Source organism: uncultured Helicobacter sp. (assembly GCF_937906905.1).
In the GTDB taxonomy this organism is placed as follows: domain Bacteria; phylum Campylobacterota; class Campylobacteria; order Campylobacterales; family Helicobacteraceae; genus Helicobacter_B.
In genome coordinates this window covers 43,548-63,303 of the sequence record NZ_CALERY010000002.1, presented here as the reverse complement: position 1 = coordinate 63,303, position 19,756 = coordinate 43,548, and the positions used below count along the sequence as shown (strand labels likewise).

Genomic DNA, 19,756 nt, shown 5'->3' with positions numbered 1-19,756 from the left:
GAGTCCATAGATTCTAGCAGTGAAATAGCACGGCGTTTTTGAAGCTCTGCACACTCGCACACCCACGATACGCGATATCAAACGCCACGCCATGATCCACCGAGCTACGCGCGATAGGGAGGTTTAGGCTGATATTGATAGACTCTTCAAAATACAGCGCCTTAAGTGGCGCAAGCCCGATGTCATGATAAGGCGCGACAAACACCCTAAAACGCGATCGCATAGCTGGAGTAAATGCGCTATCTGGCGGACAGACCCCTACAAATGTCTCGCGCCCTAGGATTGTATTGGCTTGGGTAAGTGCTGCTTGAATGAGCGCGTCTTCCTTGCCACCGATTGCGCCATTATCACCGCAATGCGGATTGAAGCCTAGCACGAGAGCTTGGCTATTAGAATCTAGTGGTAGTGTGCGCGCGAGGGTGAGCAAGAAATCTCGATATGTGCTAGGCTCTATCATCGCGCTCACACGAGCTAGCGGCACATGGTCGCAAAAAAGCGCCACAAACATGCGCTCACAGCCCAGCACCATAAGCACATCGCGCTTGAAATACGCGCGCAGATATTCTGTATGCCCAGCATAATGCACCCCAGCAGCTTGCCACGCGGCTTTGTGGATAGGGAGAGTTACGATAGCATGGGCTTGGCGAGATTGCGCAAGTGCAATGGCTTGTTGGAAGCTTGCAAAGCTGTATGCCCCACTTTGTGCGCTCACACGCCCAATCTCTATGGTAGGTGGCGCAGATATAGCAGGCGCAATGGTATGGGGGGCGAAACTGGATTCTGGGGATTGCGGTGGGCAGAAGTGCGTGTGCGCAAGCAAATCTCGACAAGTGCTACAAAAGCTAGGTGAGTATGCTTCCAAGGCTTGAAGCGTTTGCAGCGCGGATTCTAGTATGCTTTGATGGGCGCAGATGATTGGCTCACAATGTGTATGTAGCCACTCAAGGCAGCGCAGCAAAATCTCACAGCCCACGCCATTGACATCGCCTATACTAATGGCAATGGTGCGCTTTGTGTGCTGGCTGGCTTTGAGTTCTGGTGGTTTGGATTGTGGGCTTGTGCAAGGGTTTATGGCATGCTTCATAGATTGATACTCCCAAGCTCCCAAATAGGCAAAAATATCCCAAATGCCAGCCAGCCCACCACTAGCGCGATAGCGATTGTAGAGAGTGGCTCGATGAGCGCGAGCATTCTAGAAATTTGCTGCTCATACATGCTTTGGCAGTAGTTTGCGCACAGCCCTAGAATCTCTCCAAGCTCGCCAGAGCTCTGCGCAGTGGCAAGGAAGCTTCGTAGGCTACTATCGATATAGCCACACGCGCCAAACGCCCTATCAAGCGCCTCTCCCTTGCTAATACGATCACTCACGCTTGCAATGGATTTTTGCACTGGAGGGATTTGTAGGCTTAGTAGCGCGATGGGCAGGGCTTTGTCAAACTCGATATGTGCATTATAGAGATAAGAAAATCCCAGAAAATACCCCCACAAATCCCTATACACCAGCAGCTTCCCTACAAGTGGCGCGCGCAGGATAATGCCAAAGCCCATGCGCTTGAGATTTTCGTTTAAGATTTGTGATTTTTGCGCAAGAAGTAGCACCAAAGCCAGCACCCCTAGCAAACCAACCCACACCCACCAAAGCTCATTCATCGCCCAAGAGATTGCTAGCAAGGAGCGCGTGCTAAAGGGTAGCTCAACATCAAAACTCGCAAAAAGCTCGGCGAAATTTGGAATCACAAACATTGCAATCACCACAAATGCGATTACAATACTTACACACACGAATATGGGATAAAGCAGGGCTTTGAGAAAGCTTGCGCGGGTTTTGGCGATTTGGTCAAAATAGCTTGAGAGTGCGGAGAGAATCTGGGGGAGATTGCCAGATTCTGCGCCTGCTTGGATAAGCGCCACGCCTAGTGGGGAAAACACATGTGCAAAAGGCGCGATTGCCACCTGCAAAGAAGCACCAGATCGCATTTGGGCTAGCATGTGGGCGTAGGTGGATTGTAGGGTTTGGTTTGTGCTGGTGTGGGAGAGATTTTCAAGCGCATCTTTCAGTGGCAGAGCAGCTTGAAGCATGATCCCAAATAAATGCAAATCGCGTGAGAGTGCCAGCGGGCTTGGGCGAGTAAAGGCACTAGATAAGCGCGCGCGCTTATTGGTGCTTTTGCCAGTGTGCTTGCGTGAGTGGGGATCTAGGATTGGTCTCATAGCATGCGTGCTTGCGCAGATTGATGTGTAGGATTGTTCGCAGAGGTATTCTCTCGTGCTTGAGGCTGTATGCCAAGCTCGTGCAAAATGCTTTCACAAAGAGATTTGGCAGATTCTAGTGCGGTGTGGCATTGGTGTGTAGTGAGATGTGCGCAGGGAGTCTCTAGCAGTAGTAGCCACTCACGCTTCATAGCATCACCAAGCCATAGTCGAGCGTCTTTGTGGTTGTAGATTCCCATGATTGGTATGCGTAGCATATTGGCGATATGGATAGGACCAGTGCTAGGGCTAATAAACAGCGATGAGAGGCGTAGTAGCTCGATGAGATTGGCGAGATTTTCGTTATTTTGGAAGATTTTGAGATTGGGCAAGGGGTTGCAGCGAGATTTTGTGCTGCTGGAGCTTGTAGATTCTGCGCAAGTCCCAGAATCTATATCAATACGCATAGCACCTTTATGTGTGAGCAGGAGGACAAGCGTAGTAGGGAAGCGATGGGCAAGATGAGTAGCAAGCGCGATATGGGCGTGAAGTGGGAGATTTATTTGGCTTGAGCGCACAAATGGATTTAAGCAGATGATTGGCGGCAGGCTTGCAGAGCTCTCCTTGGAATCTAGCCCAGCATGAAATAGCGTAGATCCCTTTGGAGAATCTGGGGGAGAATCTTGGGTAGGGTCCATGGAAATATGTATGCTATTAGATTCTAGGGCGCGGGAGATTGCATGCAGCACACGATTGCGCGCAGTAGTGTCGATAGGAAATTGCAGGCGTGAAAAGTCGATATGCGTGCTGTCATAGCGGGATTTATCAATCATGCGCACGAGCTTTAGCAAGGCTTGCTGGTAGGGGAAGCGCGAGAAGCTGCGTGAAAACAAGAGCTTTTCAAAGCGTGGGCGCGGGAGATTCCAAAGCGTGGCAAGTGTGATAATCCGCTTGACCCTGCTTGCATTAAGTAGCTTGCAGCGCCAGCGGTTTGGCTGGGTTAGGATAAAGCTTGAAAAATCTTGCGCATTGATATGTGCTAGAAGCTCTTGCTTGCTCATCGTCTCTGTATCTACGCATACGATTTTGCCATTGCCTAGACTCTTATCTGTCAGCCATACTGCAAATGGCTGGAAAATCTGCATACCCTCCGCATTGGTATAGATACAGATAGGCTCATCTGGGTAGCACACACGCAGGGCGTAGAGCGCGTGCAGAGCGATGACATTATCCCCGATAAATGCACAGCGGTAGAATCCAATCATGGCAAGCGGCTTTGAATAAGATTTATGGCATTATAACACACGACACGCACTCATCTGGGAATCCACAATCATGCGAGCACCACAAAAGCAGGAGCAGAAATGAACATCGCCCACATCGCACAGCTAGCGCGATTTATCGGCAGCTTTAAGCGGCTTGATGAGGTTGTGCGCGTGCAGGATATGGTGCTACGGCTAACTTTGCGTGAGTTTGGCAATCGCGGGGTGCAGGGGAGTGATGGGCTCGCACGCGCGCTAAAAGAGTCTAAAATCCTCACAGAATCTGGAGTCTGTGAGATATATCTTGACATGACAAAAAGCACTAGCCACGCATTCATCGCGCCCCATGAGATTTTGGGCAGTAGGCGCTATGGCGCGCCATTTGATATTGCTCTCTCCAAACTTGCGCGCGCACAGATCATACATAGCACTTTGCATAATAATGACAGAATCCTGCGTCTTGAGCTTGAGCGTGCTTCTAGCTACAAACGCGAGCGCGTCATTATGCAGTGTGAGTTTAGCGGGAAGCATACCAATGTGATTTTGCTCACTCCACCCCAGCCAGAATCAGCGGCAGTTATCGAAGGGATTGTGATAGAAGCACTCCGCCACATTTCCCCAGCCCAGTCCTGCCGCCCTGTGCGCGTGGGTGCGCCATTATCCCCCATGCCGCCAAACCCACGCGCCACCAAATATGCCATCGCTCCAGATAGAGGATCTCTCATGCCAGAATCCAGTGCGGAGTCTAGGCAAGAGCCCAATCAAGACCCTACGCTCATCGACTTCGCTTATGCGCTCCAGCAGCGCTATATCATCGAGCAAGACCGCACCAAAGAAGCGCTTCGCACCACACTCCTGGCGCACTACTCGCGCAGCCTGGATCGCACCAGAGAGCTGCTAGATTCTCTGCCCAAATCCCATGAGCTAGAAGCCAAATCTAGCGCGCTTTATCATCAGGCAAATGCGCTACTCTCTGTTATCCATACGCTAAAGCCTTATCAAAGCAGTGTTTGTGTCAATGGCGAGCATATTAAGATCCCGCCAGAATCCGCGCCACAAATCGCGATAAATGGGCTATTCAAAGAAGCTAAAAGACTTGCTAAAAAATCCCAAAATATCTACAAAGAAGCCCAGAATCTCACCAGCAAGATTGACTTCCTTGCTCATCAGCTGGATTTCATCGCCACCACACAGAGCCTAGAAACCCTCCAGCTCCTCTCTCCAAAGCAATCCGCAAAGCCTGCTAAAGCCCCCAAAGAGCCAAAATCCCAAGTGCTTTTTATCCAAGGCTTCAAGCTTTCTATCGGGCGCAATGAGCGTGAGAATCAAGCCCTCCTCCAAGCTGCCCGCGCAGATGATATGTGGCTCCATGTGCGTGATGTCCCCTCCTCACACATGATAATCCACTGCGGTAAGCACAAAGTCCCAGAATCTGTGCTGTATAAGGCGGGGGAGATTCTCTTGGGGGTGAGTGGGTTTAATAAGGGGGATTTTTGTGTCGATTATACAAGACGCAAATTTGTGAAAATCACGCATGGTGCGCAGGTGTTTTATACCAAAGCCCAGAGCTTGCACTATCGCTTGGCGTAAGGAAGGAGCAAACATGGCGATTTCAACTATCGGGAATATCACTTATATCAACCAAAACATGCAAACCACCTCCGCTAACCATGCTAATGCCATGCAGCGGGGCGACATGATCCCTCAAGAGTTTGAAGACAAACTCAAAGAAATCCAAGAAGTGCGCCCCACAGAGACAAACAACAAAGTCGATAAAGACTCCAAAGGCAATCAAAACTGGGGTGAAGAAGAATCCAAAAAAGAGCCCAAAGATGCTAATGAAGAGGATAGCACAGAATCCAGCACGCAAGATTTCGCGCATGTAAATGATACGCATTTGCTCAATATTAAAGTGTAGCTTTGCGAGCTTCAAAAAAATACAAGCGCACTTTTGTAGCATGGTGATAAAGTAGATTCTGGGATTTTTCATATATTTATCGCGCTTTGGCTATAATGCCATGCAAAAATCCCAAGGATACAAATGCCTAGCAACACACTCACCTACAAAGATTCTGGTGTCGATATAGATGAGGGAAATGCCCTAGTCTCCGCGCTAAAGCCTCTTGTGCAGAGCACTTTTTCGCCTGAAGTTATTGGTGGGATTGGTTCGTTTGCCGGGGCGTATGCGCTACCAAGTGGCTATAAAGAGCCTGTCATTCTCGCTGCTACTGATGGCGTGGGAACAAAATTAAAGCTCGCCATAGAATCCAATCGACTAGATTCTGTGGGAATCGATTTGGTAGCGATGTGCGTGAATGATCTTATCTGTAATTTTGCTACACCGATGTTTTTCCTGGATTATTATGCTACTGGGAAGCTAGAGAAAGACTCCGCACTTAGCGTGATTAGAGGGATTGTGCAGGGCTGTAAGCAAGCAGAATGCGCACTGATTGGCGGAGAGAGTGCAGAAATGCCAGGCATGTATAAGGAGAGTGATTTTGATTTGGCAGGCTTTGCTGTGGGGATTGCTGAAAGGACTGATGTGGAGCGAGAATCCCAAGCACGCCCTGGTGATGTGCTAATCGCCCTGCCAAGTAGCGGGCTGCACTCTAATGGATTCTCACTTGCACGCAAATTGCTATTTGAGCAGCTTGGCATGCGGTTTGACGACAAGCTAGGTGGGCGCGCGCTCATTGATATTCTCCTAGAGCCCACCAAAATCTATGTCAAAACTTTCAAATCCTTGCGTGCCCATATCCGTGCGCTGGCACATATTACGGGCGGAGGGATTGTAGAGAATCTCCCGCGCGCTTTGCCAAAAGGGCTAGGCGCAGTCATAGAGACAGACAAAATCCCACGCCAAGAGATTTTCACACTTCTATCAAGCCATATCGCGCGCGAAGAGGCGTATCGTGTGTTTAATATGGGCGTTGGAATGGTATTTGCTGTGGCAAAAGAAGATGTTGCTGCGATTCTTAAGCAAAGTGATGGCTTCGTGCTTGGTGCTGTGACAGAGCAGCATGGGATCACCCTTGTGTAGCATTTGTCATCGAGAATAGAGAAAGGTCTAGATGAAATCCCTTATCAAAGCTTATGCTCTCCCACTCATGGTGCTTTTTATCGCTGGGGGCGTGTATTATCTGGTGTTTTCGCGGAGCGTGAGCTTTCATACGGGGGATTCTGCCAAGCTTGCCCAAAGCACGCAAACCACACCAGAATCTACCCCTACAAAAGATATGCAAGGCGCTCATATCGCAGATAGCTCATCTGCACAGACTTCACCCAAATCTCCTGCGCAAAGCCAAGAGCCATATCAAGAGCTTGCCCCAGAATCTAAAGAGACTCCCGCCGATCAAGCACCAGATACACTCGTGGATACATTTACCAGAAGCCCCCAAACTCCAGCAGATATGCAGTCTCAAACCCCTATTGATGCTGCCCCAGCTACTTCTATCCCAGCACAAGATCCTATAGATTTGTCTAGTCAAGCGCCCCAAGCCAATCAAACAGCACAACCACAAAATCTCCACCAAGAGCCACAAATCGAAGCGATGTATTACGCCAAGGTGGCAAATCTCAATATCCGCGCACTCCCTAAAAGCTCTGGGCGGATTTTAGACAAGCTCGCTTTGGGACAGGGTGTGAATGTCATAGAAATCCAAGATGACTGGGCGAAGCTAGATTCTGGTGGCTGGGTAAGCTTATCGCTTCTTACGCCTACTCAACCAAATCAGCGCCCATACATCGTCCTCGCAAAAACGCTCAATATCCGCGCACTCCCAGAATCCGGCTCTCTTGTCATTGGCGCACTTTATAAGGATCAGCGCGTGCAAGTAGCTGAAATCCAAGATGACTGGGCGAAGCTAGATTCTGGTGGCTGGGTAAGCTTGCGCCTGATCAAAGCGCTATAATGCGCTATTTAGGCGTTTTTGGTAGCCCAATTAGGCACTCTCTCTCTCCGCTTTTGCACAATGCAGTGTTGCAATCTTACAATCTTCCCTACTGCTATGGGCGCTATGAGCTTACTGCCAGAGCTGATACATGCCTAGAGTCCAGGCAAGATTCTGCCCGTGGCTTTTCTCATCTACCAAGCCACTCTAGCCAGCCCGCTAGGTCAAACCCTCTGCTCGATGCCTTTTATGCGTTAAATCTCCATGGCGCTAATATTACACTGCCCTTTAAAGAGCTTGCTTTTGCAAGTGCTACGCGCCATTCCGCGCTTGCCTACCATATCGGTGCTGTCAATACGCTTGTGCGAAGCAGTGAGGGGCTTCTAGGCTACAACACCGATGCGCCAGGTTTTCTAGCAAGCCTTTTGCTAGGTGGATTTAGCACACCAAAAATGCCAGATGAGAAGCTCGATGAGCTCGCGATTCTCTCCCCGCTACTATGTGCTAGCACATCTAGGCAGTGTATAGATTCTGCGCTTATCATTGGAGCTGGTGGCTCTGCAAAAGCGCTAGCTGTCATGCTGCATTTATGCGGAGTGGAGCTGCTTGTAGCAAATCGCTCCAATCGCGCACGAGAGTTTTTTGCCACGCGTGGTATTCCGTATTGCACATTTGATGAGCTAGATTCTAGCAAGCCTTACACGCTTATCATCAATGCCACAAGCGCGAGTATTGGCGGGGAGTTGCCACTAGAAGTGTTAAGACTTGGAGAGCTATTTTCCCATGCAAAAATTGCCTATGACCTTATGTATGGGCATGAGCTGCCTTTTGTTGGGCTTGCGCGGAGTTGTGGTGTCGCATGTCAAGATGGTGCAGATATGCTAATCCTCCAGGCTGCCTGTGCGCTTATGCTTTTTTGCCCCGAGTTGGCTGGAGGAGATGCTTATGGTATCAAGCAAGTTTTTGCGATCATGCAAAGTGTTTTCCCTCGTGCTGCTAGTGCGTGAGTGCCCAAATCTAGCTTGCAAAAAACCGCGCTGCGATAATATCCACGATCTGCTGCAATGATTGTGCGATAGGTGTCGGGGCGAAAAGCGCTTTAGATTCTGCTGGATTCTTGCGCGCAAATCCTGTCTGCTGAATCTCTCTAAATGCCTGCATGAGTGAATCCAAATCACTAACATGGCGCATGAGATTATGCTCTATGAGATAGCAATCGTGATAGAGTAATAATGATCGCGTTGAAATCGTAGGAATCCCATAGTAGCACGCCTCAAGGTTCATTGTCCCCCCACCACCAAGCAGCAAATCTGCGTGTGTATAAAGCTGCTCTGGTGCGATGATATGCTGGGCGATTTGGATATTGCTATATGTGCCAAACTCCAGCTCTAGCTCCTCTCGCCCATAACGAGGGATAATGAGAATATCCACATTTTCCCTAGCCAACGCATGCACACCCTCATACCATAATCGCAAGTGGGAGGAGACATAGTGTGCTTTGTATTCCTCTTCACGCGCGATGATAAGCGGCGTGTAATTATGCTTTTTTTCGCTTTGCATGAGCGTTTGAGCAGATTGTGGGCGAGATTGCAGCATGCTAGAATCTGGCGCTAAGGGCGATTGTATATCTGGCAGATAGAGCGCTGGGTCGATGAAGTCATAGCAAATGATATTACTAGAATCTAGCCCAAATGCCTTATATACGCTTGAAGGGATTACAAATGGATAAAAAACAAGACAAGAAAGCGGCAGGCTTAAGCGCGCTAGCAGCGTGATCGCGCTTGGAGAAAACTCATGCCCTGCGATTGGCGTATCGGAGAAATGCACCACAGGCACACCAAGCCCAAATGCGCACTGCGCGCCCTCCACGCTCGCCCCAGTGATAAACACTCTAGGCAGCTCTCCAAGCCTTGCAAAAAGCTCTAAAAACCCCCGCTCGCGATCTAGTCTTGCGCAGTATTTATCAAGCCTATTTGCCCCGCCATATCCGCCGATGAAATGCAGCTTCAAGCGCTCGCGAAAGCTTGGATTGGCGCGGTGGTGGGACTCTATGGCATAGGAGAGAATCTGTGCGCACTCCTCATAGCCACTGCTCACACGGCTTGTGATTAGCACAGAATCTAGCCCAAGCAAATATGGCAAAAGTGGCTGAAAAAATAGCGCGTATTTGGGGTCAGTGATATCTAGCCAAATCATCGTAGTTTATTGCTGTGAGGCTCTGTGTCATTTGGGCTTTGGCATAGATTCTACAAATCTGGCTGAAGTGTTTTTGCAAACTCTTTCATCACCTGTGCGATATACTCGATTTGTGAAAAATCCAAATGCTCACCAATAGGCAGGCTGATGATTCTTCTGGCACGAGATTGGGCGTTTGGACTCTCGTGGATAATAACATCAGGGTGATTAGCTAGGGCTGGAATCTCACTTAGCGCATATGGGTAATGCACACCACATTCTATGCTATATTCTTTGAGAAATTCTAGCAAGCTATCGCGTTTTTGACTTGCTGCTCCGCAGCACTCGATGACAAACAAATGCCATACACTCTGGGAAAATACATCTGGGATTTTGAGAAAGTCAAGATGTGAGAGCTCATTGCCATATACTCGAGCGCAGCGCGCACGATGAGCATTGTGTCGCTCGAGAGATTCTAGCTTGATGTGTAGGATTTTTGCCTGTATGCTATCAAGTCGTGAGTTGCGCCCTAGGCGGATATGGTTGTTTTTCTCACAGATGAGATTGCTAAATTTCTGCCCATGATTGGCGATTTCTCGTGCTTTTTGCACGATTTCTGGGTGCTTAGAGAGCACCGCACCGCCATCGCCATAGCAGCCTAGATTTTTCCCCGGATAGAAGCTAAAGCACGCCACATCGCCTACGCTTCCTGCCATTCTGCCTAGCTCATCACGCGCGCCATGGGCTTGGGCGCAGTCCTCGATAAGGCGTAGATTATGTGTCATAGCAAACTCTTCAAATGCGCTAAGATTTTGCACTACACCATATAAATGCACACACAAAATCGCGCGTGTCCTAGCGCTCACCATAGAATCTTTTGGGCAGAAGCTTCCATCTTCCTCGCAATCTACGATTACTGGCTTCATGCCCGCATTTAGCACCGCTTCCGCACAGGCGAAATAGGTGTTTGCTGGGATAATGATCTCGCTTTTTGGCTCTAGCTCAAGAGCTGTGATAGCAATTTCTAGCGCATCTGTGCCATTCCCAACCCCCACACATTTGGTAGATTCTGCGCTTTGTGTAAAAATACGCTGCATGAGGGCTTGTTCTAAATCTGCACTCGCGCTATCGCTGTTGGATTCTGGGTCTTGAAAAATATACGCACTAAAGGCTTGTTCAAATGCGTTTGTCTCGCTTCCTAGCACAAACTCCGCACTCTCACATACTTCTTGCACGCCTTGAAGCACTTCTTTTTGGATATCACTAAATTGCGCTTTTAAATCCAAAAACGCGACTTTTTGTTTGTGTGGTGTTTGCATTGCCTGCTCCTAGTGCGGCATTTCGTATAAAACATACTGAAATCGCTTGGCAATATCATTCGCCCGCCCTAGAATCTGCTGGGCTGGTGCTGGTGCGAAAACTTGCTGGCAAGATTCTGCAAAAAGATTGAGCCAAGTGGCGAAAAGCTCCCTGGGGAATGGCGGCAAATCCAAATGTGCTCGCAGTGGTGCGCCACGATACTCCTGCTCCCCTAGGAAAATCCCACCCCAAAATGAGCCGATTTTGCGTTTGTGCTGCTCCCAGCTCTCATTATCTTCGCCAATTTTTGTGCGAAATATCTCGCCTAGCTGACCTTTGTCTGCGCGCACTTTGGCATAAAATATATCCATAAGGCGCATGATTGAATCTTTTGTAATGTCTTGAGCTAGGTTTTTTACACTCTTTTGTGCTGTGCTTGCTTGTGTTATCTCTGGTGTAGTATTTTGCATGTTATCCTTTCTTATCAATGTGGATTAGGAGAGAAATTAGACTCTCTTGCTAGATTCTAGCTTTGATCTCTTTTAGCGTAGAATCCGCGTTTATACTCGCTCCATTTGTTGCTCAAAATCGCTGCCCTAGCACCGCTTACAAGCGTGAGGTAGTAGCTTAGATTGTGCAAGGTGGCAAGGCGATGGTAGGTGATCTCGCCAGCGCGGAAAAGATGGTGTAAATACCCGCGAGAGAAGTGTTTGCAAGTGTAGCAAGAGCAGGACTCATCAAGAGGTGCATGGTCGTGCTTGTATTGGGGGCTTTTGATATGGAGTTTGCCAAAGCTCGTGAAAAGCGTGCCATTGCGCGCATTTCGACTAGGCATGACGCAGTCAAACATATCTACCCCACGATCGATTGCTTCGATGATATTCTCTGGTGTGCCTACCCCCATGAGATAGCGTGGTTTGGATTCTGGCAGGAGTGGCGTAGTGAAGTCGATCGTCTCATACATCTCCTGCGCACTCTCACCCACTGCAAGCCCGCCTAGCGCGTAGCCATCAAAGTTTAGCTCCACGAGCTCGCGCGCACTTTGTGCGCGGAATCTCTCACTCACCCCGCCTTGCACAATGCCAAATATATGATTTCCCTGCGCGAGACCTCGAGCTTGCTGTGCTCTGTGGTAGTTCATCGAGCGCACTGCCCAGCGTGTTGTCGTCTCTATGCTTTGTGCGAGTCGCTTTTCATCTGCAGGTAGCGCGATGAGATCATCTAAAATCATCATAATATCGCTATTGAGCGCGTATTGCATATCAAGCACGGATTCTGGGGTAAAAAAATGCTTACTCCCATCAATATGCGAGCAAAACCAAATCCCCTCTTGAGTCTTTTTCACATTCTGCCCCAGACTAAAAGCCTGAAATCCGCCAGAATCGCTTAAAAAGCTCCCAGCAAATCCGCTAAAGTTATGCACTCCTCCAAATTCTTTCATAATCTCCGCACCTGGACGCAAGTAGGTGTGATAAGTGTTTGCTAGAATGATTTTCGCCTGCAAGATCTCGCTCAAATCCTGCGCGTCTAAGGCTTTCACGCAGGCTTGCGTGCCAACAGGCATAAACACAGGCGTAGGCACATGAGAGTGCGCGAGTATGAGCTCGCCCGCCCGTGCGCTACCTTGTGTGTGTAGAAGCCTAAACATTACTCGCCTTTATGTGCTAATTGTGCGCTAATTATATAGCATAGAGTCAAAATCTCCAAATTATACAAGCCCCAAATCGCGTGAGTTTAAAGTATAATTGGCGGACATAGATTTGGTTATTTTACTTATGAAAGGCGCTCCATGCAGTTTATGGCAAACTTCAAATGCAACCACACCGCGCATTCTGTGCAGGCATATTTTGCGCAGTTTAATAATTATAGATTCTCGAGCGATTTCTTAGGGCAGCATGAGATTGTGTTTTTTCCCCCAGCGCTAGCGCTTCAGGCGGCTGTGGATCATGCGCAATTTGAGATTGGTGCGCAAAATGCCTACCCCACACGCAGTGGAGCATACACAGGCGAGATAGGCTTGGAAGCACTAGAATCTTTGCATATCCGCACGATTCTGCTAGGGCATAGCGAGCGACGCACGCTACTAGGCGAGTCGCAGGAGTTTATCGCGGAGAAATTTCAATATTTCGCCAGGCATGGATTTCGCGTGGTGTATTGTATCGGGGAGCCTTTGAGCGTGCGTGAGCAAGGGGAGAGTGCGGTGCAAGCGTATTTGCGTGCGCAGTTTGATGGAGTCATGGAGAGCATGGAGGAGATCCTAGGAAGCTCTGGACACAACCCTGCTCGCGTGAGTGTGGCGTATGAGCCTATCTGGGCGATTGGCACAGGGGTGAGTGCGAGTGTGGCAGACATAGCATCTACACACGCGTTTTTGCGCACACTAACTTGCGCTCCTTTGTTGTATGGTGGCAGCGTGAATGCAATCAATGCACGCGAGATTCTATCTCTCCCTAATGTTAATGGCGTGCTTGTAGGCTCTGCCGCACTTGATCCCAAAAGTTTCTATGACATCACGCAAGCTGGCGCAAATTAGCCAAATATCGCTCATTTAGACCAGAATCTAATCCACACCTTACAAGGAGTCCCATGCAAGCGCCACTTTTTCTCTCATCTATCGCCCAAGAAATTGGCATCACAAATCCTATCGCCAATGACTTTATTATTCATGCACTTACCCCGCTAGAGTATGGTGAGGAACATGATGTGAGCTATATCGATCAAGTGCAGTATTTTCGCGTATTAGCAGAGTCAAAAGTAGGCGCAGTGCTTGTGCGTGAGCGCGACTATGAGGCACATAAAGCAAGCTTCCCTGCGCATGTCCAGCCACTATTTGTGCGCAATCCACACCTCGCATTTGCCAAGCTTTCGCAGAAATTTGCCCAAAGTGAGTTTGCAGATCCTTTCGCCCCGACACTCTATGACAAATCTACCAAGCCTAGCTATCCCAATATCCAGCCTTGCGCGCAAATCATGCAAGGTGTGCATATTGGAGAAAATGTAACAATTGGAGCGCGCACATTGATTATGCCAGGGGTGGTGATTAGCGATGATGTGGTCATTGGTGATGATTGCAAAATCTATCCAAATGTCGTGATTTATCGTCAAAGTATGATAGGAAATCGTGTCAATATCCATGCTGGCAGCGTGATTGGCAGTGATGGGTTTGGCTATGCACATACAGATTCTGGGGAGCATTGCAAAATAGAGCATAATGGGATTGTGCGTATCGATGATGATGTGGAGATTGGCGCAAATGTTACGATTGATCGCGCGGTGTTTGGGCAAACACACATCAAGCATGGTGTGAAAATCGACAATCTTGTGCAAATTGGTCATAACTGCGTTATTGGTGAGCATAGTCTGCTTGTCTCGCAGGTGGGGCTAGCTGGCTCAACAAGCACAGGGCGCAATGTCGTCATGGGCGGGCAGGCAGGCACTGGCGGACATATCCATATCGGGGATTTCACGCAGATTGCTGGTCGAGGTGCAGTGGGCAAAAATCTCCCGCCAAATACCAAATGGGGAGGACACCCACTTATGCCTCTTGATGAGTGGATGAAGTTCTATGTCTCGCTGCGAAGAATGCTCAAAAAGCAAGAGGGCTAAAACCCAAGAATCTCCATTCAATCCTAGGTCAAGCTTTTGGATCTGGGGCTAGGGCTTTTGCACGATTTGGCGCAGGAGCGAGACTCCTTCAAGTGTGTCGCTAGAATCTAAAGAAGCCATAGAGCCCATAGAATCTAGCCATGCGCGCACTTGATCAAGAGAGTAGCGTGTATGCGGGAAAGCGGCAATGGCGATTTCATCGCCTGATTCTAGGCGATACTGCTCATAGCGCTCCATGTAGCAAGTCGCCCCGATAAAAAAGAGTGCGCGTGTGGGGTAGCCAGCAGAGGACAGCACACTAGGGAGATCTTCTAGCACGCCGCAGTCTTTTTGGGTGTTGAGTTTATATGCGATCCACTCGAGCAAACGCTCATGAAAATAGCTATATGAAGTAAGCAAGCTACACTCACCATAGGGCTGGAAGCGCCCATTTGCATGGCGGATAAAGCTTGCGATTGAGTAGCTATCACAAACCCCGCCTGCGCAGAATCTATCAATAGCGATTTTCTCTCCTATGCCTTTTGAGCCTGCGGAGAAGTTTTTTTTCTGCGAGAGTTTGGTTGCAGTGGGATCATCGCGCACAGAAGTGTCATTGCATGCCATGAAGAATTTTGGCTCCACGCGCACGACACGCTTTTGTGTATTTTCTGTGGTATCTGCACTTGCCATACTCTCGTAGATAATCTCGCATTCAAGTGCGATTTCTGGCTCTGCTTGCACGCGTTTAGCGGGATTCTCTGGTAGGATAATCGTATGAGAATCCACACAATATCGCCCAAGTGCTCCCTGCGCACGCGGGATATAGAAAGGGAATATTCCCTTGGGCGCATCAGGCATAGCACCATTTTCACATGCGATGAAATCTTTCGCCTCGCCTGCTTGCTCTAAATGATGTGCGAAATTCCCCGCTAGTCCAAAGCCTATCGTGTCTTTTTGCATGCTTGCCCCCTTACGATAAATTGCTAAAATTTTGGGGATTCTAGCGAAGTTTTTCCTATATCGCGTAAAAAGCGCACTAGATTCTGTCTTTTAACCACTTATAGGCTATAATCTGCCTAGCCCACAAGGCGCATGATGGGCTTTAGGCACATAAAGGCAAGCACAATGAAAGAATTATTTGATGGCGTGATTAAATTCCAAGAAGAAGATTTCAACGACCATAAAGAGCTTTATGAATCTCTCAAGCAAAAGCAAGATCCGCACACACTTTTCATCTCTTGCGTGGATTCCCGTGTCGTCCCCAATCTCATCACTAATACGAAGCCAGGCGATCTTTTTGTTATCCGTAATGTTGGCAATATTGTCCCGCCCTACAAAGAGTCGCAGAATCTGCGTGAGGGCTATCTTGCCACCACCGCTGCCATAGAATATGCCATTACAATCCTTGAGATACAAAACATTATCATTTGCGGGCACAGCAACTGCGGCGCGTGCGAGGCAATCTATGAGCCACCTAAAAAGCTTGATGAGACTCCTTATGTCAAAAAATGGCTAAAGCTCCTAGACCCAGTGAAAGAAAAGGTGCTAGCCCTAAAGCCTGCTTCTAAATCCAAGCGCACATGGCTTACAGAGCTTATCAATATCGAGCAGCAGCTGGAAAATCTTATGAGCTATCCGTTTGTCGAGGAGCGATTTGATCGCGGTGAGCTTCGCGTGTATGGGTGGTATTACATCATCGAAAGCGGCGAGATTCTCAACTACAACATGATTACAAGAGAATTCAAACCAATCGTGCAAAAAGAGAAAAAAGAGAAATAAATTTACGATACACAAAAGCCAGATTTGCCAGAATCTAGGCTTTGCCTAATCTATACTCTAATCACATGCCTTTGCTTGGCTTTTGGCGATAAAATCTTCAAGCTTACTCCAAGCTTGCCCGGAGTCGATAATCTCGCGTGCGCGTATGAAGCCATCGTGCATGGATTCTGCTTTGCCTGCGATATAGAGTGCTGCGCCAGCATTTAAGCAGATCGCGTGGTATTTTGCGCCTTTGTCTTTGCTGCTAAAAATATCGCGCAAAATCTGCGCATTCTTGCGTTTATCTCCACCTTCTAAATCGCATTTCTCGCATAGCTCTAGTCCAAATTCTTGTGGCGAAAATACAAATGACTCTATCCCGCTTGGCGTGATTTCACAGATTCTGGTGGGCGCAGAGAGTGAAATCTCATCAAGGCTATCTTGCCCATAGACCACCATGCCCCGCTTGACGCCGAGGTTTTTCATCACATGTGCGAGCGGTTCGCATAGACTCTCATCATATACGCCCATGAGCTGTAGGCTCGCGCCCGCAGGGTTGCTCAAAGGTCCTAGGATATTAAAAATCGTGCGGATTCCCAACTGCTTGCGCACAGGCGCGACATAGCGCATGGCGATGTGGTAGTTTTGCGCAAAAAGGAAGCAAATCCCAATCTCTTGCAGCAGCTTTTCGCAATCCTCCTTACTTAGCATGATATTAACCCCTAGCTCTTCTAGCACATCTGCTGCGCCGCAGAGTGATGAAGCCGAGCGGTTGCCATGTTTGGCTACGCTCGCACCCCCAGCCGCGCTTACAATAGCACTTGCTGTGGAGATGTTAAAAGAGTTTGATCCATCACCGCCTGTGCCTACGATTTCTAGCACCTCCATATCATGGAGCAGCCGCACGCAATGCTCGCGCAGGGACTCCGCACATGCTGTGATCTCATCGATATTCTCACCCTTAAGTGCAAGTGCTGTGAGAAATGCGGCGATTTGGATATCGCTGGCTTCATTACGCATGATTTCATTCATGGTGGCTTTTGCTTGGGCGTGGGTTAAGGATTCTCGTTTGGCAAGCAGGGAAATGGCTTCTTTTATCATTGGGATACCTTACTTTGAGATAGGACTTGATGAAATGTAGTTGCAAGGGCTAGGAAATTTTGCACGATTGTTTCGCCTTGTGGGGTGAGAATGGATTCTGGGTGGAATTGCACGCCATAGGTGGGATAGCTCTGGTGGCAAAGTGCCATACACATCGCATGAGAGTCTAGCGTGTGTGCGATCTCTTTTAGCTCATCTGGGAGTGTAAGCGCACAGAGTGAGTGGTAGCGCGCGACTTCTATGCGAGAATCTAGCCCTGCAAAGAGCGCATTGGTCGTGTCGATTTCAATCATATCGGCTTTGCCGTGCATGATCTTAGGTGCTAGCCCCACCTCCCCGCCAAATGCCTCGCAAATCGCCTGATGTCCCAGACACACGCCAAATATCGGCACGCTTGGAGCGAATGTGCGGATAGCTTCTAGGCAGATTCCAGCGTCTTTGGGGGATTTGGGACCAGGAGAAATGATAATCGCGCTAGGAGCTAGGGTGTAGATGTCTTGGAGAGAGATTTTGTCATTGCGTGCGACTTGGAGCGCCACACCTTGCGCACATAGGAGTTGATAGAGATTGTAAGAGAAGCTATCGTAATTATCGATTAGTAAAATCATTGGTATTCCTTAGCTGTGCTTTTGGAGGTTTGGATTAGATTCTGGCAAAAGTTCGGGCAGGGATTTGGGGAGAACCAAAGCGACTAAATTTTGCTACAACCCCCAAATCTATTCTAGCCCAGCGCTTGCTATTTCTAATGCGCGTAAAATTGCCTTGGCTTTATTCTCAAGCTCGCGCCACTCTGCTCTCTCATCACTATCATGCACAATCCCTGCCCCAGATCGCACAAACACCCGATCGCCGCGCTTATATACCAGGCGGATTGCGATACATGTATCCATATTTCCACTAAAATCCATATATCCAATCGCCCCGCCATAGATCCCGCGCCTGCCAGCGTGTGGGGTTTCTTCTAGCTCATGGATAATTTCGCACGCGCGGATTTTAGGTGCGCCAGAGAGTGTGCCAGCTGGGAGAATCGCTTCTAGCGCACTTAGCGCATCTTGCCCAGAATCTAGCTCCGCCCTAATCGTCGATGCGATATGCATAATATGCGAGTAGCGCACGATTTGCTTGTAGGCTGCGACTTCCACACTACCAATACGCGCTACTTTGCCCATGTCGTTTCGCGCAAGATCCACAAGCATATTATGCTCGCTAAGCTCTTTCTCATCGCCCAGCAGTTCGTATTCTAGCGCTTTGTCTTCTTGCTCATCTGCCCCGCGCGGGCGCGATCCAGCTAGTGGATAGGTATAGAGCGTGGAGTCCTCTAGCCGCACAAGTGTTTCAGGCGATGAGCCTGTGATTTCAAGATCTGCGCTTGAGAGATAAAACATATAGGGCGATGGATTGCTCGTGCGTAGCACGCGATAGACATTGAGCAAGCTACCTTCTGCGCGCGCTTGGATAGGGTTTGAAAGCACCACTTGGAAAATATCGCCTTGTGTGATGTAGTGCTTGGCTTTGCGCACAATCTCGCAGAATCTCTTCTCATCAAAATACCGCTGAAATGCGCCTTTTAGGGCAAAGGGTGCGAAAGCTTGGAGGGATTTTGGAGCAGAATCTTGGGCGTGAAAATGTTTGGCACTGGGATTGTGCGAGGCGTTTTGCAAGATGTTGGCGATGAGCTCTAGCTTCTCTACACCGCGCGCGTAGCTGGATTCTAGGTGGGTGAAATCAAGATTGGTGATAAGTAGGAGCTTTTGTGTGAAATGATCAAACACCACTACATGTTCAAAAAGCATAAGGTGCATATCATCACTAGAATCTGGCTCCCAACCAGAAGAGATACTGGAGGACTTGTTTGCATGTGGGCTAGATTCTGGTGCTAGTGCGGAGTCTCGCTTACAATCTGCCCCAAAATCCGCTTGAGTAGGCGGATTTGTGCGTGGAAAATCCAGCACAGGCTCGGCATACGCGATGCTATCATAGGCAAAATACCCTACCAACCCGCCTGTGAATGGAGGCATGTCTGGGAGCTTGGGGGATTTGTAGAGGCGCAGGATCTCGCGTAGCACGCGCTTGGGCTCTGCTTGAAATCGCACGCATGCTTTTCCAGAGCTTGTTTTGCTATGCTGCACGCTTGCATGATTGTTGCTAAGTGTGTGTAGCGCCAGTAGGCGTGGATCACTCGAGCTTATCATAACTTGCCATGCAGAGATTTTTATTTCTGCGCTTGGGTGCAGCCCCAGGAAGCTATATCGCCCCCAGCGCTTGGAATCTTCAATAGATTCTAGAAGAAAGGTTTCTTGCGAGTGGGCTTTGAGCGCACGCAAAGCGCAGATAGGTGTGATGAAATCCGCGTAGAGTTCGCGTTTGATAGGGACGCGATAGTAGCCCTCTAGTGAGCGTAGGGAATCTAGGCTTGGGCTTATGGGGCTCATATCACTCCTCGTGCAAAAATCCCAAATGATAATTTAATCCACATTATAAGTCAATGCAGCGCAA

19 protein-coding genes are annotated in these 19,756 nt (G+C 48.8%); 8 read left to right on the top strand and 11 right to left on the bottom strand.

Annotated elements, in window-relative coordinates:
- Positions 1–13: 13 nt before the first annotated feature.
- The 3 genes from Q0171_RS00405 to Q0171_RS00395 are packed head-to-tail and all read right to left on the bottom strand — an operon-like array spanning position 14 to position 3,455.
- A complete protein-coding gene (locus Q0171_RS00405) occupies positions 14–1,084 on the bottom strand; it encodes a 4-hydroxythreonine-4-phosphate dehydrogenase PdxA (RefSeq protein WP_299325571.1) in 1,071 nt (356 codons plus the stop codon).
- Positions 1,081–2,211: a type II secretion system F family protein gene (locus Q0171_RS00400; RefSeq protein WP_299325569.1), complete on the bottom strand. Its 1,131-nt coding sequence runs from the start codon at positions 2,209–2,211 to the stop codon at positions 1,081–1,083. Before Q0171_RS00400 ends, Q0171_RS00405 begins: the two co-directional genes overlap by 4 nt.
- Complete coding sequence (locus tag Q0171_RS00395) at positions 2,208–3,455, bottom strand: hypothetical protein (RefSeq protein WP_299325567.1); 1,248 nt, start codon at positions 3,453–3,455, stop codon at positions 2,208–2,210. The genes Q0171_RS00400 and Q0171_RS00395 overlap by 4 nt, the downstream gene beginning before the upstream one ends.
- A 99-nt stretch (positions 3,456–3,554) precedes the next feature.
- On the opposite strand from Q0171_RS00395, the gene Q0171_RS00390 reads away from it, so the two are divergent.
- The 5 genes from Q0171_RS00390 to Q0171_RS00370 all read left to right on the top strand — a co-directional run bounded on the left by Q0171_RS00390 (position 3,555) and on the right by Q0171_RS00370 (position 8,349).
- Entirely contained in the window at positions 3,555–5,042 is a 1,488-nt protein-coding gene (locus Q0171_RS00390; protein ID WP_299325565.1) for a hypothetical protein, read from the top strand.
- Between the two features lie 13 nt (positions 5,043–5,055).
- Complete coding sequence (locus Q0171_RS00385; protein WP_299325563.1) at positions 5,056–5,370, top strand: hypothetical protein; 315 nt, start codon at positions 5,056–5,058, stop codon at positions 5,368–5,370.
- A 123-nt stretch (positions 5,371–5,493) separates the two neighbouring features.
- Positions 5,494–6,492 carry a phosphoribosylformylglycinamidine cyclo-ligase gene (gene purM / locus Q0171_RS00380; RefSeq protein ID WP_299325561.1) on the top strand — a complete coding sequence of 333 codons (999 nt, stop codon included), beginning with the start codon at positions 5,494–5,496 and terminating at the stop codon, positions 6,490–6,492.
- A 31-nt stretch (positions 6,493–6,523) separates the two neighbouring features.
- Positions 6,524–7,363: an SH3 domain-containing protein gene (locus Q0171_RS00375; protein WP_299325559.1), complete on the top strand. Its 840-nt coding sequence runs from the start codon at positions 6,524–6,526 to the stop codon at positions 7,361–7,363.
- On the top strand, positions 7,363–8,349 hold the full coding sequence (locus tag Q0171_RS00370) for a shikimate dehydrogenase (protein WP_299325557.1): 987 nt from the start codon (positions 7,363–7,365) through the stop codon (positions 8,347–8,349). The genes Q0171_RS00375 and Q0171_RS00370 overlap by 1 nt, the downstream gene beginning before the upstream one ends.
- A 10-nt stretch (positions 8,350–8,359) precedes the next feature.
- Here the strand turns inward: Q0171_RS00370 and Q0171_RS00365 are convergent, their stop codons facing one another.
- The 4 genes from Q0171_RS00365 to tgt form a co-directional block, all read right to left on the bottom strand.
- The gene (locus Q0171_RS00365) at positions 8,360–9,538 is read right to left on the bottom strand and encodes a DUF354 domain-containing protein (protein WP_299325555.1); all 1,179 of its coding nucleotides are present in this window, start codon (positions 9,536–9,538) and stop codon (positions 8,360–8,362) included.
- A 50-nt stretch (positions 9,539–9,588) separates the two neighbouring features.
- Positions 9,589–10,836: a DegT/DnrJ/EryC1/StrS family aminotransferase gene (locus tag Q0171_RS00360; RefSeq protein WP_299325553.1), complete on the bottom strand. Its 1,248-nt coding sequence runs from the start codon at positions 10,834–10,836 to the stop codon at positions 9,589–9,591.
- 9 nt (positions 10,837–10,845) lie between these two features.
- A complete protein-coding gene (locus tag Q0171_RS00355; RefSeq protein WP_299325872.1) occupies positions 10,846–11,196 on the bottom strand; it encodes a group III truncated hemoglobin in 351 nt (116 codons plus the stop codon).
- Positions 11,197–11,342: 146 nt separating this feature from the next.
- On the bottom strand, positions 11,343–12,464 hold the full coding sequence (gene tgt, locus Q0171_RS00350) for a tRNA guanosine(34) transglycosylase Tgt (RefSeq protein WP_299325551.1): 1,122 nt from the start codon (positions 12,462–12,464) through the stop codon (positions 11,343–11,345).
- A 141-nt stretch (positions 12,465–12,605) separates the two neighbouring features.
- On the opposite strand from tgt, the gene Q0171_RS00345 reads away from it, so the two are divergent.
- Both Q0171_RS00345 and lpxD read left to right on the top strand, forming a co-directional pair.
- Positions 12,606–13,349: a triose-phosphate isomerase gene (locus tag Q0171_RS00345; protein ID WP_299325549.1), complete on the top strand. Its 744-nt coding sequence runs from the start codon at positions 12,606–12,608 to the stop codon at positions 13,347–13,349.
- 53 nt (positions 13,350–13,402) lie between these two features.
- Positions 13,403–14,422 (top strand): UDP-3-O-(3-hydroxymyristoyl)glucosamine N-acyltransferase, encoded by a 1,020-nt coding sequence (lpxD, locus tag Q0171_RS00340; RefSeq protein ID WP_299325547.1) that lies wholly within the window; start codon positions 13,403–13,405, stop codon positions 14,420–14,422.
- Positions 14,423–14,470: 48 nt separating this feature from the next.
- Here the strand turns inward: lpxD and Q0171_RS00335 are convergent, their stop codons facing one another.
- Positions 14,471–15,361 carry a DUF5718 family protein gene (locus Q0171_RS00335; RefSeq protein ID WP_299325545.1) on the bottom strand — a complete coding sequence of 297 codons (891 nt, stop codon included), beginning with the start codon at positions 15,359–15,361 and terminating at the stop codon, positions 14,471–14,473.
- Between the two features lie 165 nt (positions 15,362–15,526).
- On the opposite strand from Q0171_RS00335, the gene Q0171_RS00330 reads away from it, so the two are divergent.
- Positions 15,527–16,180 (top strand): carbonic anhydrase, encoded by a 654-nt coding sequence (locus Q0171_RS00330; protein WP_299325543.1) that lies wholly within the window; start codon positions 15,527–15,529, stop codon positions 16,178–16,180.
- A gap of 57 nt (positions 16,181–16,237) precedes the next feature.
- Here Q0171_RS00330 and trpD read toward each other — a convergent pair whose 3' ends face one another.
- The 3 genes from trpD to Q0171_RS00315 form a co-directional block, all read right to left on the bottom strand.
- Positions 16,238–17,260, bottom strand: a complete 1,023-nt coding sequence (trpD, locus tag Q0171_RS00325) for an anthranilate phosphoribosyltransferase (RefSeq protein WP_299325541.1) — start codon at positions 17,258–17,260, stop codon at positions 16,238–16,240.
- Positions 17,257–17,868: an aminodeoxychorismate/anthranilate synthase component II gene (locus Q0171_RS00320; protein WP_299325539.1), complete on the bottom strand. Its 612-nt coding sequence runs from the start codon at positions 17,866–17,868 to the stop codon at positions 17,257–17,259. Before Q0171_RS00320 ends, trpD begins: the two co-directional genes overlap by 4 nt.
- A gap of 108 nt (positions 17,869–17,976) precedes the next feature.
- Positions 17,977–19,692: an anthranilate synthase component I family protein gene (locus Q0171_RS00315; protein WP_299325537.1), complete on the bottom strand. Its 1,716-nt coding sequence runs from the start codon at positions 19,690–19,692 to the stop codon at positions 17,977–17,979.
- Positions 19,693–19,756 lie beyond the last annotated feature (64 nt).

Bases quoted from the DNA above. Each gene is read 5' to 3' on its own strand.
- Q0171_RS00345 (WP_299325549.1), top strand. From the start codon at position 12,606: ATGCAGTTTATGGCAAACTTCAAATGCAACCACACCGCGCATTCTGTG.
- Q0171_RS00395 (WP_299325567.1), bottom strand. From the start codon at position 3,455: ATGATTGGATTCTACCGCTGTGCATTTATCGGGGATAATGTCATCGCT.
- Q0171_RS00365 (WP_299325555.1), bottom strand. From the start codon at position 9,538: ATGATTTGGCTAGATATCACTGACCCCAAATACGCGCTATTTTTTCAG.
- Q0171_RS00370 (WP_299325557.1), top strand. From the start codon at position 7,363: ATGCGCTATTTAGGCGTTTTTGGTAGCCCAATTAGGCACTCTCTCTCT.
- purM (WP_299325561.1), top strand. From the start codon at position 5,494: ATGCCTAGCAACACACTCACCTACAAAGATTCTGGTGTCGATATAGAT.
- tgt (WP_299325551.1), bottom strand. From the start codon at position 12,464: ATGTTTAGGCTTCTACACACACAAGGTAGCGCACGGGCGGGCGAGCTC.
- Q0171_RS00360 (WP_299325553.1), bottom strand. From the start codon at position 10,836: ATGCAAACACCACACAAACAAAAAGTCGCGTTTTTGGATTTAAAAGCG.
- Q0171_RS00330 (WP_299325543.1), top strand. From the start codon at position 15,527: ATGAAAGAATTATTTGATGGCGTGATTAAATTCCAAGAAGAAGATTTC.
- Q0171_RS00315 (WP_299325537.1), bottom strand. From the start codon at position 19,692: ATGAGCCCCATAAGCCCAAGCCTAGATTCCCTACGCTCACTAGAGGGC.
- Q0171_RS00400 (WP_299325569.1), bottom strand. From the start codon at position 2,211: ATGAGACCAATCCTAGATCCCCACTCACGCAAGCACACTGGCAAAAGC.
- lpxD (WP_299325547.1), top strand. From the start codon at position 13,403: ATGCAAGCGCCACTTTTTCTCTCATCTATCGCCCAAGAAATTGGCATC.
- Q0171_RS00375 (WP_299325559.1), top strand. From the start codon at position 6,524: ATGAAATCCCTTATCAAAGCTTATGCTCTCCCACTCATGGTGCTTTTT.
- Q0171_RS00385 (WP_299325563.1), top strand. From the start codon at position 5,056: ATGGCGATTTCAACTATCGGGAATATCACTTATATCAACCAAAACATG.
- Q0171_RS00390 (WP_299325565.1), top strand. From the start codon at position 3,555: ATGAACATCGCCCACATCGCACAGCTAGCGCGATTTATCGGCAGCTTT.
- Q0171_RS00355 (WP_299325872.1), bottom strand. From the start codon at position 11,196: ATGCGCCTTATGGATATATTTTATGCCAAAGTGCGCGCAGACAAAGGT.
- Q0171_RS00335 (WP_299325545.1), bottom strand. From the start codon at position 15,361: ATGCAAAAAGACACGATAGGCTTTGGACTAGCGGGGAATTTCGCACAT.
- trpD (WP_299325541.1), bottom strand. From the start codon at position 17,260: ATGATAAAAGAAGCCATTTCCCTGCTTGCCAAACGAGAATCCTTAACC.
- Q0171_RS00320 (WP_299325539.1), bottom strand. From the start codon at position 17,868: ATGATTTTACTAATCGATAATTACGATAGCTTCTCTTACAATCTCTAT.
- Q0171_RS00405 (WP_299325571.1), bottom strand. From the start codon at position 1,084: ATGAAGCATGCCATAAACCCTTGCACAAGCCCACAATCCAAACCACCA.